This is a genomic window from Hafnia psychrotolerans, assembly GCF_014639435.1.
GTDB lineage: Bacteria > Pseudomonadota > Gammaproteobacteria > Enterobacterales > Enterobacteriaceae > Ewingella > Ewingella psychrotolerans.
The window spans coordinates 1-15,787 of record NZ_BMFZ01000002.1; the positions used below are offsets into that span (position 1 = coordinate 1).

At 48.0% G+C, this 15,787-nt stretch carries 10 protein-coding genes and 1 pseudogene; 3 read left to right on the top strand and 8 right to left on the bottom strand.

What is annotated here, in order from left to right:
• Window positions 1–109: 109 nt before the first annotated feature.
• From IEV89_RS03175 to IEV89_RS03190, 4 genes and pseudogenes are all read right to left on the bottom strand, one after another.
• Window positions 110–6,886, bottom strand: coding sequence for an autotransporter outer membrane beta-barrel domain-containing protein (locus tag IEV89_RS03175; RefSeq protein ID WP_229746362.1), 6,777 nt, complete (start codon window positions 6,884–6,886; stop codon window positions 110–112).
• 736 nt (window positions 6,887–7,622) lie between these two features.
• Window positions 7,623–7,829: pseudogene (locus IEV89_RS21625) on the bottom strand (integrase core domain-containing protein); the annotation flags it as partial.
• Window positions 7,830–8,060: 231 nt separating this feature from the next.
• Entirely contained in the window at window positions 8,061–9,038 is a 978-nt protein-coding gene (locus IEV89_RS03185) for an alpha/beta hydrolase (protein WP_188470390.1), read from the bottom strand.
• A 12-nt stretch (window positions 9,039–9,050) separates the two neighbouring features.
• Window positions 9,051–9,932: an MBL fold metallo-hydrolase gene (locus IEV89_RS03190; protein ID WP_188470392.1), complete on the bottom strand. Its 882-nt coding sequence runs from the start codon at window positions 9,930–9,932 to the stop codon at window positions 9,051–9,053.
• Window positions 9,933–10,049: 117 nt separating this feature from the next.
• Here IEV89_RS03190 and IEV89_RS03195 point away from each other — a divergent pair, with 117 nt between their 5' ends.
• Window positions 10,050–10,958, top strand: coding sequence for a LysR family transcriptional regulator (locus IEV89_RS03195; protein ID WP_188470394.1), 909 nt, complete (start codon window positions 10,050–10,052; stop codon window positions 10,956–10,958).
• 55 nt (window positions 10,959–11,013) lie between these two features.
• Here IEV89_RS03195 and IEV89_RS03200 read toward each other — a convergent pair whose 3' ends face one another.
• Window positions 11,014–11,301, bottom strand: a complete 288-nt coding sequence (locus IEV89_RS03200) for a hypothetical protein (RefSeq protein WP_188470396.1) — start codon at window positions 11,299–11,301, stop codon at window positions 11,014–11,016.
• Window positions 11,298–11,810, bottom strand: coding sequence for a GNAT family N-acetyltransferase (locus IEV89_RS03205; RefSeq protein WP_188470398.1), 513 nt, complete (start codon window positions 11,808–11,810; stop codon window positions 11,298–11,300). Before IEV89_RS03205 ends, IEV89_RS03200 begins: the two co-directional genes overlap by 4 nt.
• 418 nt (window positions 11,811–12,228) lie before the next feature.
• Between IEV89_RS03205 and ybjG the strand changes: the two genes are divergently transcribed.
• Window positions 12,229–12,834: an undecaprenyl-diphosphate phosphatase gene (gene ybjG, locus IEV89_RS03210; RefSeq protein WP_188470400.1), complete on the top strand. Its 606-nt coding sequence runs from the start codon at window positions 12,229–12,231 to the stop codon at window positions 12,832–12,834.
• A gap of 50 nt (window positions 12,835–12,884) precedes the next feature.
• On the opposite strand, the gene IEV89_RS03215 is transcribed toward ybjG, so the two are convergent.
• The gene (locus IEV89_RS03215) at window positions 12,885–14,096 is read right to left on the bottom strand and encodes a serine hydrolase (RefSeq protein WP_188470402.1); all 1,212 of its coding nucleotides are present in this window, start codon (window positions 14,094–14,096) and stop codon (window positions 12,885–12,887) included.
• A 327-nt stretch (window positions 14,097–14,423) separates the two neighbouring features.
• Between IEV89_RS03215 and IEV89_RS03220 the strand changes: the two genes are divergently transcribed.
• A complete protein-coding gene (locus tag IEV89_RS03220; protein ID WP_188471288.1) occupies window positions 14,424–14,762 on the top strand; it encodes a GlpM family protein in 339 nt (112 codons plus the stop codon).
• Between the two features lie 3 nt (window positions 14,763–14,765).
• Here IEV89_RS03220 and IEV89_RS03225 read toward each other — a convergent pair whose 3' ends face one another.
• Window positions 14,766–15,689, bottom strand: a complete 924-nt coding sequence (locus tag IEV89_RS03225) for a LysR family transcriptional regulator (protein WP_188470404.1) — start codon at window positions 15,687–15,689, stop codon at window positions 14,766–14,768.
• Window positions 15,690–15,787 lie beyond the last annotated feature (98 nt).

Sequence of the window (15,787 nt, forward strand, 5' to 3'; positions counted from 1 at the left end):
CTTTTAGAACTCGCAGGATCTGAGTTTCAGTGAAACGCGCTTTCTTCATGATGAGCCTCCCAATGGTTGTATTTTAACCAGAGAACTCTATCAAGCAGTAAGACTAAATTCAGGAGGGACTACAGATCCAGTTAGCCTCAATAAATGGCTGGAATTCACGTGCTTTTCCCTCATCAGAGGCATGATGCCCTTTAAGATAAGTTCTCACGCCCAGTCGAGTCATTAGGTTACCGTCACCATCACTACTCACACGAGTACCATTGGCTTCGGTATGATTTTTTGCTTTGATGCCCATCCAAACAGCCTGTGCCTGTGGTTGTACATACCATGTATTGGTACCACCCAGACTGCCTTTAAACTCATTAAGCTTAATGGTCTGCCCCACTTCTACCGATGCAGTGATACCGCGTGACTTATACGATTCAGAGGCAATTTGTTCACCGTTAACATTGTTGTTAAACCAGCTATATTGCAACCAGCTATCAACGTAGGTACCTGTTTTCTCGGCGTCATTGGCATACCACGTACTGTAGATACCTGTACTGTAGCCATCAACTGAACCTTTCGAACCATAACCACTGATGTTGGAGTGCGTATTGCTGTGGTTATTACCGTAGCCGGCCATCACACCTAAGTGCCAGCGATCCAGCCGATCGGTACTCCACTGTGCAATATCGCCGCCCATTTGTATCACATAACGGTTGCTTTGAGTTTTTAACTGGTCAGCAGCGTCACGGAAGTTATTGTGTCCACCGACCTGACGCATCCACATACTGGTGACTTTCTTCTCGCCGGTTAGCGCATCGATATACTGAGTTTCACCTAAGCGATCATGTAAACGCGTTACGAAAAGATTATTCGCCGCTGCAAGGTTAGCAATATAACTACTCCCTTCAGGACGCTCGGTATTATCACTCGGCTCTGGATTTGGGCCTGGATCAGGATTTTCACCATTTTGATTATTGGTTAAATACCAGTTTCCACTGCTATCCCCCTTACCACGCGCCAACGTGTAGTCATAAGCGCCCGCAACGATACGCCCTTCCTGATTGAACTCACCATTAGATGCCCCATCCACGTGGATAAGTTCGATGCCGTTTAGCGTCTGAGCACCCGTGCCTCCGGCATTGCTGACGCTGACTCCGGTTTTCCCAGAGGTATCTCCAGTAACGACCATCTTATCCGTAACCGAATTGTCGCCGCCAAGTGCAGTGTTAAAGTGAATGTATCCATCATTACCGATGTAGTCACCGTTCACCAACAGCTGATTACCTGCAGTGGCATGTCTGGTATTATTACCGACCATAACGGTTCCGCTGTTTACTAGATCTTTGCCAATGGTGAAAGTCTGAGCCTTACCGTCAGTTTGGGTATCTGAGCCAATCTGTAGCAAGCCTTGGTTATCTATATTCCCAGCCACACCACCAAATCCGGAGAGCTTCGCTCCCTCGTGAATATTGACCTGCTGGCTGGCAAGCGTCATTGCCGTATTTTCATTACCAAGAATCAGACCGCCCTGCTGGATGTCAGTCGTTCCGGTATAGGCTACGTTTTTGTTAAGGGTCACGCCGCCACTCCCCTGTTTGATAAACGAACCACTGCCGGTAACGTTGTTAGCTAACGCCCAATCTGACTGAGTATTCAGCACCAGCTCGCCTTCATCTTCTATATCGGCCGTCCCCAAATGCTGCGCAGAACTCGCAGTCAATTGAGAAGTGGAATCAATAGTGAATGTGCCCGCGAATTGACTGTTGTCACCAGCAAGAACCACGTTGCTCTCTTTCAAAGTTACAGCGCCGTTATCGCTGATGTTGTTATAGAGAGCGCCATCCGCCGTATTCAGCAACAGCTCACCTTTATCTACAATATCGCCGATTCCCAGACCCAGAGTGTTATTCAGTTCGGCTAAAGCCCCCTGCTCAATCGTGGTCGTCGCAGAGAGATTCGCATTGGCGCCATTCACCGTTAACGTGTCAGCGGCAACAACCAATTCTCCGCTGCCAGCTAGCTCACCCGAAGAAATGCCACCGTGACTTAACGTTAATTTACCGCCGTTGATATTCAGCAAAGAGCCCGCTGCTGTAGCCAGTTTGCCCACAGTCTGGCGATGACCACTCATATCCAGTACGGTATCCAACGCTAACTTGAGTTCGCGGGTCAGTCCCAGAACGTTATCGTTCAGCATCAAGAGATTACCACTGCGAACATCGGTGACGCCGGTATAGTCGTTATCCATATTAGATAAAGAGACCGTCTCCCCTTTTTGACTATCGAATGCCAGATCGCCGCTGCCTGTGACTTTGGCACTCAAATCTGCAGCATTGTCTGTTTTGCCATTCGCATCGAGCCCTAATGCATCATTACCACTCCCTAACAGTTCAACCTGAGTGAGACCATAGTTCACATAAAGGCCATCGTTATTTTCGCCGCTGGTAAGGCGATAGTCATAAGTACCTTTGGCGACAGCAGTTCCATCCTGAACAATATCCAACGTAACGCCATCTGAAATCACGTTACCGCTGGCGTCATGCAACTCTAAATTACCGCCGCTGCCTTGAACCGTCGCATCAGAATCGGCCAGTTTAATCAGGCTTCCGGTGTCATCTTGCTCGAGAAGGGAAACGTGTGTATTTGGTAAAGGGCGATCGTTACTCACGCTGCCTGCATCGACTTGAACCACACCGTTGCCCAGCAGATCCATATTATCGGTGGTATGAATGGTACCCGCGGCCTCAGTCACTCCAGGAGTCACACCGTCAAACTTCACTGTACCGCCGTTAAACACCAGCCCACCGATCGTTTGCTGCCCCGCGCCAACATCGGAAATGCTACCGTTGTCAGCACGCAGCGTCGCATTGGCTAAAGCCTGAGTATTAAGCCCATCCAGCTCAAAACGTGTATTCTCCATGGCAACCGTTCCAGCAAAGCCATCGGCAGCGTTGTTGGACGTGAATTCAAACTGGTTACCCGCTGTATTAACCGCCATCAGTCCATTGCCAGACAAGTGGCTATTAAATGCGACGCTAGCGCTATTAATAACGGATAAAGTACTTTTAGAATCAATGAAATAGCCCGTTGCAGCACTATTATCACGGCTATCGCCCAGCGCCAGCAGCACGTTATCTAAGGTGAAGGTCGAACCGTTAGTGAGATCGATATGTTCCATTCCAGTAATGGCATCGGCGCGATTTAACACATAGCTAGAATTATCCAGTTTCAGTGTGTCGTCGCCTTGCCCACCATTCAGAGATGTAAACAGGTTGGTTTCACTCTCTTGAACATTTTTAAGTAAAAACAGATCGCTACCATTACCCGTGGTGAAATCAGTTCCCGTACTGCCTGACTCCAACGTTACCACGTTGTTACCAGTAAGAAGGTTCACCTGCCCAATGATGTTTCCACCATTGGTATTGGTGAACTGCACGCCTGGCCCGCTGGTCGTTTCGACGGCTTTCTGTGAAGCATTGAGAGCCAAAATATCACCACGGTTTACGAATTCGCTTACGCTACCGTTGTTAATATCAACCACGGCATCCGTCGTTGACTTTGAGGTGAGTTTTCCTGACTGTTCAACTTTTTGAGTTGAACCTTTGACTATCAGGGCTGCACCTCCCGCAGAATCGAGTACATTAACGCTCATGCCGGTTTTCAGGTCAGAAGAGGTATTGGTCACAACCCCCTTGCCACCAGCCTGCTGGACATTAATCACTAACTCTTTTGAGTCGGACATATCCAGCATTTGATCGGTCTGCGAGCCATCATTGTTTTCAAACAAAATACCGGTACCGCTACCAGTGACATTAATTGTGCCGGAATTGGTTTGAGCCATAGAGGCTCCGGTGTGAACGCCAATACCGTTACCCACATTGATCGTCGTATCTTTAAGCTGAATACCAACAATGTTGGCTTTGTTTTCAATAGCACTGCCGCTTCCTGTGTCGCTCATGGTTATAGTGGCACCGTCTACCGTTAAACCTTTCGCGCCGGTATCTAATAAAATACCGTGAGCTGAACCAGCAGCCTGCGTAATACCATTACCGTTTAACGCCAATGTAGCGTCTTTACCCACCAAATAGGCAGCCGTGCCTTCCGTTGCAGTAACCGTTCCAGTGTTTGTGATTTCAGAACTGGCGCCCTGAATATTCACAGCGACACCATTAACCGAAATGGTAGAACGGTTATCAAGGATCCCGCCGTCAACCAATACGCCGGTGCTATTCGCCTCAGTGAAGTCGATACTCCCCTCATGGATCAGCTTGCCATCATTACGCGCAATATAGCCAAATGCACCATCGGCAGTATTGGCTGTTTCCAGATTGGCATAGCTGGTTAGAACAGAATTGCCTTTTTTGGCGGTATTCACCGAACCATCCAATTCATAGTAATTACCATCTACAATCCCTGCAGTGGTATCTTTGCCCGCCACTTTAACGATAACGGCATCTGCACTAATTTCTCCTGTTGCACCGCCTTCAACCCTGATCCCTGTAGCGCCTTCTCCTGTAACGCTAAGTGCTAATTTTCCAGAGCTGAATTGACTACCTGAACCAGTAGAACGAATAATGGTTGTATTATCACCTGAGGCATTAAGTTGAGCTACGCTATTGCTGGAGCCGTCAAAGGAGGCGCCTCCGTCAATTCGGTAAAGTGTTGAGTCTTGCGTTGACACATCTTGCACACTGTTAGCGTCATTTTTTATTCTAGAGCCAGCACCAAAAATATAGTATCCAGTTTGGTTAGTACCGCCGTTAAACGTTACTGCGCCATTTTGAGTTACATCAATTTCACCTTTATCTCTGGCGTGAATACCGATGGCGCCATTGCCAGCAAGATTTACGTTACCGGATAAAATCGCTAGGGCTTTTTCGCCTTGGGCATAAATACCGTAGTTAGCATAATGAGTTACTGGATCCAGACCTCCGTTAACGTTGATCGTCCCTGAATTAGTAATTTGTCCATTAGCTAATACTTTAACCCCAATACTATTCAATCCATTCATATCAATAGTGCCACTATTGATAACTTTATTTGCATCGGTGCCTTCGCGAACCATAATTCCCGTATTGCTAGAGACAGAGTCTCCAGACACGGCACCGTTAAGTTGGATAGTCCCTTGCTGTGCTAGTGTAGCCGCGCCACCGACATCAATAGCAGTGGCGTTTTGAACTTTAGAACCAATGATGATTTCTGAATTATTTTTCCCGTTATAAGTGCCATTACCATAGAGTTGCACCCCTATTGATGATTGTTTAATAGATAAATCATCGGTGCTATCAGATGGCGTTCGTTGCGCCATACGGCCAATATATAATGTACCTTCATTATTAAATGTGGTGTTTTGCTGAGTGACCACACCAATATTATAACCTTCGCCTAAAATGCTGTTTGCTTCATTGCTAGCCGCGATATTAATCGCGCCATAGTTATTTAAAGTAGCAGAGGATCCGAGCAATACTCCTGTATTATCATAATAGTTGCCTCTTGCGGCAACGTTAATCAAGCCAGTGTTATTGTTGTTAACTACCGACGCGCCGTTCGCTAAGATTGCGGTATGGATGCCATTCGCTACTCCCGCAGCTCCGCCCTGAAAGAAGCCCGCCATTTCAGGGTTTGTGCCTGCATCGATCACCCCATTGTTTTCAACAAAGGATGTATTGCGGGCTGCCACAACATAAGCACCCCGGAAAGTATTGCCCGCAGTCCCCAGGGTGCCATTGTTGGTTAATTTCGCCCCGTTCTCGAGGTTAACTACGGTGGCATCTGAGCCGACTAACTGGATGTTAGCGTCAGCGCCAATGTTAATATTAGAGCCAGCACCTTCAGCATGAAGATAAGATACGACGTCTCTATTGACCGTCGCTCTTACTGCATCGTCAGAAGCAATATTATCTGTATTAACGACAATCCCATGTACTGTTTGATCTCTGGCCTTGTTCAATTCAGCAGAATATTCAGCCTCAGTTAACTGAATTTTACCGTCTTGTAGGGCTTTAATTAAAGCATCGTTATAGGCTTTAAAGTCATCAATGTTAGTAATATTTTGTGGGCCCATCACACTATCAAAAGAGCCAACAAAGTCTGCCGTAGTCATCCAAGCGACTGGATTACTGGAATCTCGGATATTATTATTATTATTACCGAGCTGAACGACGGTCTTCGACAGATAGTTAAGCTGTCCCCCATCTATCACATGAAATGCTGAAGAATTATTCTTAGTCTTAGAAGAATTTTTCAAAATAACGTTGAATTGGTTTTCTGCAGCTCCGACCCAGTTTCCTGTGGTTTTACCAACATTGATATCAAGAGACGCGCCAGAGCCAATCTGGTAAAAGTTTCTATCGACATATTGACCATCTTTTCCCACTGGGGTTGAGATTGTTATGCGAAAATCTGCAGCAGGTTCTGTCTGAATATCATTGTTATCATAGACCTTCATAGTGACTGTGTTACCAGTCACAGGGTCTATATAGTTGATGGATTTAGTTTGTGAGCCGATTCTAAAAATATCATGGTCGACCCATTGAGCGCTTTCACCGGTGATGAGACCATCAGATTTAGCTTGCCCTAATGTAGTCTTCTTGGATCCACTTTCTCCCTTTTGGATACTAGCAAAGCTTCCAATCAAATTGTTTGAGCCAGAAATGACTTCCTCAAATGGATCTTGAGGCGTGAAATCATGCACTTGTATATCTTCAGCATTTGCAGTGAAACAAAAGAAAGATAGCGCGAAAGATATAGGCGCTAACTTAAAACAGTGTAACCCCGTATTAGCCGTACTGCTCGAGCAAGATTGCGAGCTTGAGCAATTATGCCCCTTAGCTAGTTCCGATGTGACAACAAACAATTGTGTATGTGCATTCCAAAGCACTTTAAAAATTCTATTCAAAACTGAACTCCCTGTTATAACTTTCCATAAAAACAATCAATTCTTATTAGTAATTCGTACTCAAGAACGCCCTGGCTTACAGTGTTAATGGATTATTCCGATCTAGCATCTCGACTATCAACATTGGTTGTGAGTGCAATCAAAATGTTATAGGACGGAATACTTTCACCTTTTATGCTAGCGTTTCAACCTATAATTCTCGCCTCTGAATTTAGCATGCAAATCATTAACCGAACATATACGAACGATCGCAATCATCATATTGATAGTTTGTGCCTGCCATTTTTATTGTCTTTGATCAAGTTTTCCGATCTGTACCAACTATTATTTTTCGATTTTATGCAAAAAAAATATTATGCAGTCATGAAATTTATCAACATATGCCACTGATAAATAATAGCATTTTAATATAAACAATCTAAATTTTATAAAAAATCATTTAAAACAGTAAATTATCACTCCGCTCATCATTATAAGAATAATCCCAAACAGATAATTACACGTAGTGTTATATTTATGTAATATAAGTCGTTTTATTTTGTTTTCCTGTTGTTGTCTTTTTGTTGGGTATAATCTACACGAGAATGTTTTTTATTTAGGTGCAGTCATAACTGCACCTAAATAGTTCACTGATTCACTATTAATTTATTGTTAACATTAGTTGATAGTCATCTTTTATTTCCAGATGCATATTGATAATCCTCCCATTTTTAGCAGCGGTAAATAGCAGAACGGATGCCGCGCGTCGTTCATGTTGTTTTGTGGTATAGCCACTCAGTATCACATTGGGTCTTTCGTGATTATAAAATCACTGCCATTCGGTTGCATAGCGTTGTCATTCATCCAGCGAACAGAATAAACATTGCCCCAACCAATGATAACGCGCTGTCCGGTTATAGCGCTCTATATACGCATTTTGCTGCGGGTTTCCAGGTTGAAAAAAGGGTTGGCATATGACAGCCAAAGAAAAGCCCGCGTATCGCGAGCCTGGTTTGCTCGTTTGAAGCACCTCCCATATCTGCCGTTCTTTGCTGTCAATCTCCGTGCCAATCCTCTGCTCAGAATATAGATGAATCATCGGTTGAGCTGTTTAATCAGTACGTTGAATGGTTACCGATATGCCCTCTTTCTGTCAGTGAGGGCACATGGTTGCAATAAGTCATGAAATGACGAGTCAAACGTTAAGTGTCTGGGTGATAAAATCACGGGCCAGTGCAAAAACCTGCTTACGGTTTTTCTCCAGCACCATCATGTGAGTCGCTTCACCGATCTCCACCCAGCGTTTCCACGGTGCGCCGGTAGCACGCAGGTACCAGTTCAGTGTGGCATTAATAGGCACATCCTGGTCCCACTCGCCGTGTAGCAACAGGACCGGAACCCTGATATCCGCCGGATCGTAAACCGGAATACCGGCTGACCAGTAAACCCGGGTATCCTGGATGGGACCGGTGCTGGCACGGATTTTACGCTGCGCCTTTAACTGCAGATTCGGCTCATCAGACAGCGTTTGCATCGCCCATTGGCTGAATCCTTCGGGTGGAATCAGATCCTGTTTTTTCTCATCCGGCACGCCCCGCAGCCAGCGGGCTTCAATGGCATCAATATCAATGTCTCGCCATGCCCCAATGGCACCTCCGGGATCAAGTGCAGGCTTCCCTTCCTGTAGCCACTGCGGTGCGATCAGTGTCAGGCGGCGCACTTTCCCGGCATTAAGCGTGGTATAGAGCGCTGAGACGGTTCCGCCCCACGACATGCCAATGATATTCAGTTGCGTCAGATTCTGTCGCTTAAGGATGAAATCAATGGCGCTGCCGAGGTCACATGCCGCTACCTCTGCGCGCGCAGAAGGTGGATTGTCCAGAGCAGGCGCCTCGAATGAAGCCATTCTGGATGCGCCACCGTAGCCGCGCACATCAACGGCCCAGACGTCCATACCTGAGGCAGCGAGATAATCGATGAAGGATTCGCCTTCAACCTGTGTATCAAACAGGCTTCCTGATGAATACGTCGCGCCATGCATCAGGATCACCGTATGCGCGGTATCGAATACGGTTCTGTCAGCCAACCATCGATGACGCAGCCACAACTGAATGCCAGCGGTATCAGAATCGACAGCGAAAGCCTCGCGAGAAAGTTGCGTTGAATATGACATTATTTTCTCCTCTTATGCGTACTGCCAGCACAGCTGACCTTTTACGGACACAACCTTTCCGACCGAGCGATCCGGAAAATGTGTGGTGAAAACCAGCGCGCCGGTCTCTGCGGCAAAATTCAGCATGTCCAGGCGAGATTGCAGCGCGGCATCGGGAAACTCGCAGTAGCCACTGCTCCACTGCGGCAAAGAGACCTGCAGCGGGTTATGTGCAACATCACCCCAGAAAAGAGCGGTTTCCCCTGCACGTGACATGCTGAAGGCGAGATGATCAACGCTGTGTCCTGGTGTCCTGTGAATACGCAGGCCAGGAAAAACCTCAACCGCATGTTCATCCAACAGCACTGCCTGTCCCGAAGCGACTACCGGGACAACGCTGTCCTCCAGTGCACCAAGACTTGGCTGCATGACATTTTGCGGATGCTGATAAAAGGCGTATTCCTGTGCTGAGAAGTAGTAACGGGCATTTGGGAATGTCGGTCTCCATTCCCCCTCACAGTAAATCGTATTCCAGCCCACATGATCGACGTGAAGGTGCGTCAGCACCACCGCGTCCACTTGCTCAGGCGTAACGCCCGAGCTTCTTAATGCGTTCAGCCAGTCACTCTTCATCTGATGGAATTTAGGGTTGCCCGGACGGTTCTTTCCGTTGCCGGAAGCGGTATCAATGATGATGAACTTACCGTCTCTTTCAACAAGCCAGCTATGCGTGCTGAGCGTGAGCGTTTCAGTCTGCATCTCTATGTCGCTCGATTTGAGGCGTTCAGCGACCGGTGAGGCTGTCTGACGATTCCATTGCGAAAACAGTGAAGATGCCGGGATCCCGCTGCTCTGTTGCTCCGGAATTTTTGTGATTCTTGCGCCAGCCACTTGCCAGGTTAACAGGTCATTCATAAGCCTTCCCTTTCGTTTGTTGGTTGCTGATGGCATCATCTTCGTCTTTGGACACGTGATGAACAACGGGGCAACAGGCAAACTTAAATTGCAGATCAAGCAACAATAAGGCGATTTATGGATAAATTTTCCGCAATGCGCAGTTTCTTACGGGTGGTAGAAACCGGCGCCTTCACGCGTGCGGCTGAAAGCCTCGGATTACCTAAATCAACGGTGACGCGACAAATCCAGACGCTGGAGACAGCACTCGGTGTAAAACTGCTGCACCGCTCATCCCGACGGCTCAGCCTGACCGAACAGGGAGAAGTGTACTATAAAGGTGCTCAGGCCCTGCTTACTCAGGCCGAACGCCTTGATAACAGCGTGTCAGGCGCTGATGCAACCTGGCGTGGGACGCTGAGGGTTGAGATGCCCGGCGCGCTGGCGTACTGCCTGCTGATCCCCCGCCTGTCTGATTTTATGAACCGCTATCCTGACCTGCAGGTCATCACCAGCGTGGGTAATCGCACCAGCGATCTTATCGACCAACAGATTGACTGCGTGATCCGTATTGGCGCATTGCATCATGATACGCTTATTGCCCGGTCTCTCGGTACGCTGCCAATGACTGTTTGCGCCGCACCAGAATATCTGCAAAAGAATGGCCGACCCGCTCACCCATCTGAGCTTCTGAAGCACCAGCTTATTCAGGTCAGGTCGCCGCAGAGCGGCAGAAGCTTCGAGCATCGGCTGACGAAAGATAATGGATCTTTTGCTATTCAGGGACCCTTTCAGATTTCCGTCAACGATGCCTATGCGGCATTGTGTGCTGCACAGGCAGGATTAGGTATTGTTGTAACCTATGCATTTCTGGTACAGGACGCGTTAATAAAAGGAGAGCTTGTTAGCCTGTTTGACGACTGGAATGCGGATAAACTGCCGGTTCATATTGCCTGGTCTGAAAACCGCCAGCTTGCGCCACGGGTCAGGCTGTTTTCCGACTGGGTCCGGGAACAGTTTAATGATATTAGCGAGAACTCACCTTGATTGGTCCTTGAGCAAGGGCAGGAAGAATATCTTCAGGCCCGGTAACATCCGGGGATCACAATATACGTTGTACTTTCTGCGCCACACCGCCTAAACGGCCATCGACCTGATTCCATTCATGGATATAGGATTCATAAGCAAATACAAAAGCGCTATGTCCGTTAGAAAACCAGCGGTCTGGCTTACGTTTCCAACCGACATAAGCGTCATAACGCAAAATTTCAACACCGCGCGGCTGAGAACGGATGATATAGGTGTAATGCCCATAAAGTTCTTCATCAGCGGGGATCGCTTCTTCCGGTGCCAGCGTAATAAAAAGCCCGCCGAGTTTGACTTTAATCATTCAAATTCCTTTTTCATCACCCAGAGTTCGGTGGTTTGTGTTGTCGTGACATGGGCGCTTTCACAGTGAATTGACATGCCCTGACGCTCATAAAAACCGATGGCTGAGGTATTTCCTTTCAGTACGGTCAGCCACAAGCAAGGTTGATGGTGTTCGCGTGCGTCATGTTCTGCGCGAACAAATAACGCAGTGCCCAGCCCTCGTGACTTAACATGAGGCTGCAAGTATAACTTACACATCATCGTCCCCTGTTCCTGGCTCTGCGGAAGCCGCTGGCGGTGGTGGACTTTAGCAAACCCAGCGGGTTGACCTTCTTCTATCGCCAGCCACCAGCGCTGGTCAGGATCAGTCAAACTTTGCTGCAAGGTGCTAAGGGAGAAATCGTTGTCCAGAAACTGTTCCAGCTCGGCAGCACTTTCCCACAGCGCGCCAAAATAGTACCGATAAGTTTCTGTGCCCATTTTATGCAGTAACTCAATATCTGCGATAACCGCCTGACGAATCTCCAATTTCTTCCCCCATTACTTTTATAGCGATACGCTCCCCGCCGTCACCCGCACAGGATAACGGCTTAAAGACATGATTAATATCACATCAGACATTATTGATGACGGTGCCTTTTTAAAAATTTCCTCGCACTTTAGGCGCTCAACAAATGGCCGAAAGCTCTCTTTGACGGCCTTAAGGACTCCTTAATTTCCTTTACTTATCATGAATCTCATCGCGAAACTATACCGCGCTTAAATAGAGCGGAATATTCAGAAGATCCCCTCTTTACCTGGCTTTCAGCACAATTTAACGTTGGCCCGGAATTTAGAGGTGTGCTCAGTCGTTTACTGAAAGACTTTACGGCCTCTATTTGGCCGATATTTATTATTGAGGGTATTCATTTTGCGGACAGATATGTTAAGGGTGCAGGAATGGAACATGGAACAGTTAAATCATCTGCTTTTTACCTGGATTAACGCAACGCCGGCATCGCCAACAGCGTTGATCAAATTTGCCATATTTATCGCCAATGACGTGATTATGATTGTGCCATTGTTGATCATCGGTTTATGGCTCTGGGGCAACCATGAGCATATTGCTTCCCAGCGCGCGTTGGTAGCCAAAACAGTGATTGCGCTCGGCTTCGCGATGGCAACCGCCAAAACACTGTCGATCCTGTTCCCTCATGCCCGTCCTTTTGTCGAAGGCTTTGGCTATAACTTCTTGCACCATTCGCCTGACGACTCCTTTCCGAGCGACCACGGCACCGCCATCTTTACCTTTGCTATCGCGTTTCTGTGCTGGCATCGGTTCTGGTCTGGCGCACTGCTATTCCTCGCGGGATTAGGTATCGCCTGGTCAAGGGTTTATCTCGGGATACACTGGCCGATGGACATGCTGGGCGGGCTGCTGATAGGTATGGTGGGGTGTTTGTTTGCACAGCTGGTGTGGAATTTATTTGGAGAGCCGCTCTCCGCCGGGCTGGATAAGCTCTATCGTTTCAGTTTTGCCATTCCTATCCGCAAAGGCTGGGTACAGGAGTAAGTGAAAAAATAGGGGCGCAGTAAACTGCGCCCGATGTTTCTTTTCCCAGGTTATTTCGCGAACAACGACCCAAACAGCCCGGTGATTTTCATCATCACAAAATCCCAGATACGACTGAAGAACCCGCCTTCTTTGACCTCTTTTAATGCCACCAAAGGACGCTGATCCACCACCTTACCATTCAGGGTGAAATCCACCGTGCCTACAACCTGATTTTTCGCCAGCGGTGCTTCCAGCTGTTTGTTGGTCAAGGTAAAACTGGCTGTCAGGTTTTTCAACTGCCCTTTAGGTGTGGTCAGGGATACATTTTCAGCCACGCCAAGGGGGACCATTTTGTCCTCACCGAACCAGACTCGCTGGTTGGTGAAGGCATCACCGGCCTTCATTGGGGTCAAGGTTTCGAAGAAGCGGAACCCCCAGTTCAGGAGATTTTCACTCTCATTGAAACGCACGCGATCGCTCGGTGCCCCCATCACAACCGCAATCAATCGCATCCCGTTTGCATCAATGGCGGATGAGACCAAATTATAACCCGCGCCTGAGGTGTAACCGGTTTTAATGCCATCGACGTTCAGGTTAGTGTTCCACAACAAACGGTTGCGGTTTATCTGGCGAATATGGTTGAAAGTGAATTCTTTCTGTTTATGCAGCGCGTATTCTTCCGGCGTATCGCGGATTAACGCTTGCGACAATAACGCCATATCGTGGGCCGAGCTGTATTGCCCATCCGCATCCAAACCGTGGACGGTTTTGAAATGGGTGTTTTCCAGCTTCAGCTGTTGAGCATAGCGATTCATCAAATTGACAAAAGAGTCTTGGCTGCCAGCCACATAATCAGCCAGTGCGATGCAGGCATCATTGCCAGACTGAATCACAATGCCTTTGTTTAACTCGGAAACAGGCACTTTATCACCGGGCTTGAGGAACATCAGCGATGACCCCTGCAGCACGGGATTGCCGGTCGCCCAGGCATCCTGGCCAACCGTGACCATGTCATCCGGCGTTATCTTGCCTGACTTGATAACCTGACCTACCACATAGCTGACCATGATTTTGGTCAGGCTGGCAGGATCAAGACGCATGTCAGGATTCGATTCAGCGAGCACCTTGCCGCTGTTGTAATCCATCAACACCCAGGATTTAGCGTTAATCTGCGGGGCTGCAGGGTTGGTATCTGCTTGTGCAGCGGGAAGCGCCAGCAGCATCAAACCGCCGCCGAGCGTACAAAGAAAGGTCCGTGTTAATTTAGGAGAGATTGTCATAGGTTTATGAACGCTTTTGTCAGGGTGACTGAGATTTATCTTGTCTTTCAAACAGCTTGGCGACTTGCTATTAAGACGCCGACCGAACGACCAATGCTAAAAGTTACCGGTTTATAGGCCTCGAAGAAACCATTGCAATGTAAAGATTCTTAGATAAAACCTCATTGGTGCCGTTCGCGGCTTTTTCTGCGCACTTTTCATTCTGTCTCCCACGCATTGACCGCATGCGAGGAGTCTGTCAAATTTGCGCCTCTATACATTCTCATGACTAACAAAACGCTGATCGGCAATAAATGCGCAACGGTACAGCAATGGAGAAACAGCGTGATTGGACTGGTGATTAAAGCATTGATTGGCGCACTGATGGTGGTGGCGATCGGTTTATTATCCAAAACGCGTAATTACTACATCGCCGGTTTGTTGCCTTTGTTTCCCACCTTTGCGCTGATCGCCCATTATATCGTCGGTACCGAACGTAGCATTGACGCACTGCGCACCACCATTATCTTCGGTCTGTGGGCAGTACTTCCCTATATGGTGTATCTGATTTCTCTTTATTTTTTGATTGGTTGGATGAAACTTCCCTATGCCCTTCTTACCGGTGTGATCTGCTGGTCCCTGGCCGCCTGGCTGCTTATTTCCCTCTGGACACGTTTTCACGCCTGAAAACTAAAGACCAAATTCGTCACGAAACCGGTCACCTTCTTGTGTCAGTTCATCACGGACAAACTCAATAAACTGGCTCAGTATGGCCGAATGTTTTTTGCCTGCCACCGTTTGCAACTGCAATGTGCGCTGGCTGAGCTGCTCAATATTCACCGATTTCACACAAAGCCCGTCACGCCGTGCTCTATACAAAATAGAGAAGTGACTGCAAGCCAAAATCGCCCCCGGCGTATGCAGCATAAATTCATATAGCGTTGAAAAACGGTTACAACTGAGTGCAGGTTCGAGAAATATTCCGCTCATCCGGCATGACAAATCAAACAACTGGCGAATCGTGCTGCCCGGTTCGTTCATCGCCAGCGGATAAGGGTGTAAGTCGGTCAGCTGTAATGCGGTAGTGGCCAGCGGATGATCAAGGCGCATCACCATTCTTACCGGGGCCGGAAACGTCGCGATCACATCAACACCCCGTTCGGCCGTTAGGCTGAACTGCAACGCGAGTTCACTCTCACCACGGCGGATCATCTCAGCCACCTGCAACGCCGTCCCCACATTCAGCGAAAACATCACGCCAGGATGGCGCTGTCGAAAGCGAATAAACAACTGCGGCAGGAGGTCAAATGCCGGGCCGTCGGTACAGGCCATGTGGATGACCGTTCGCCGCAGTGCATTTAATCCCTTGATCTCCCCGATGGCATGTTCCATGTCCATCATGCTTTTGCGTACGTGGTTTTCAAGGATCTGCCCGGCGTCATTGAGCACCATTCCACGAGCATGACGTTCAAAAAGCGTCGCCCCAACCCGCTCCTCCAGCCGCTGGATCTGCCGGCTAATTGCCGACACCGCCACAAATAATTGTTTACTGGCCGCGCTGAGCGAACCCGCATGGGCAACAGCCAGAAAATAGCGAATCTCGGTACTTTGCATCTTTTTTCTCTGCCTCATAAACGTGCAATCAAGCATTACATAAAAAGCAAAGGTTGATTGCAATTATTATTATTGTGGCAACGCTGCGTATTGGTTTA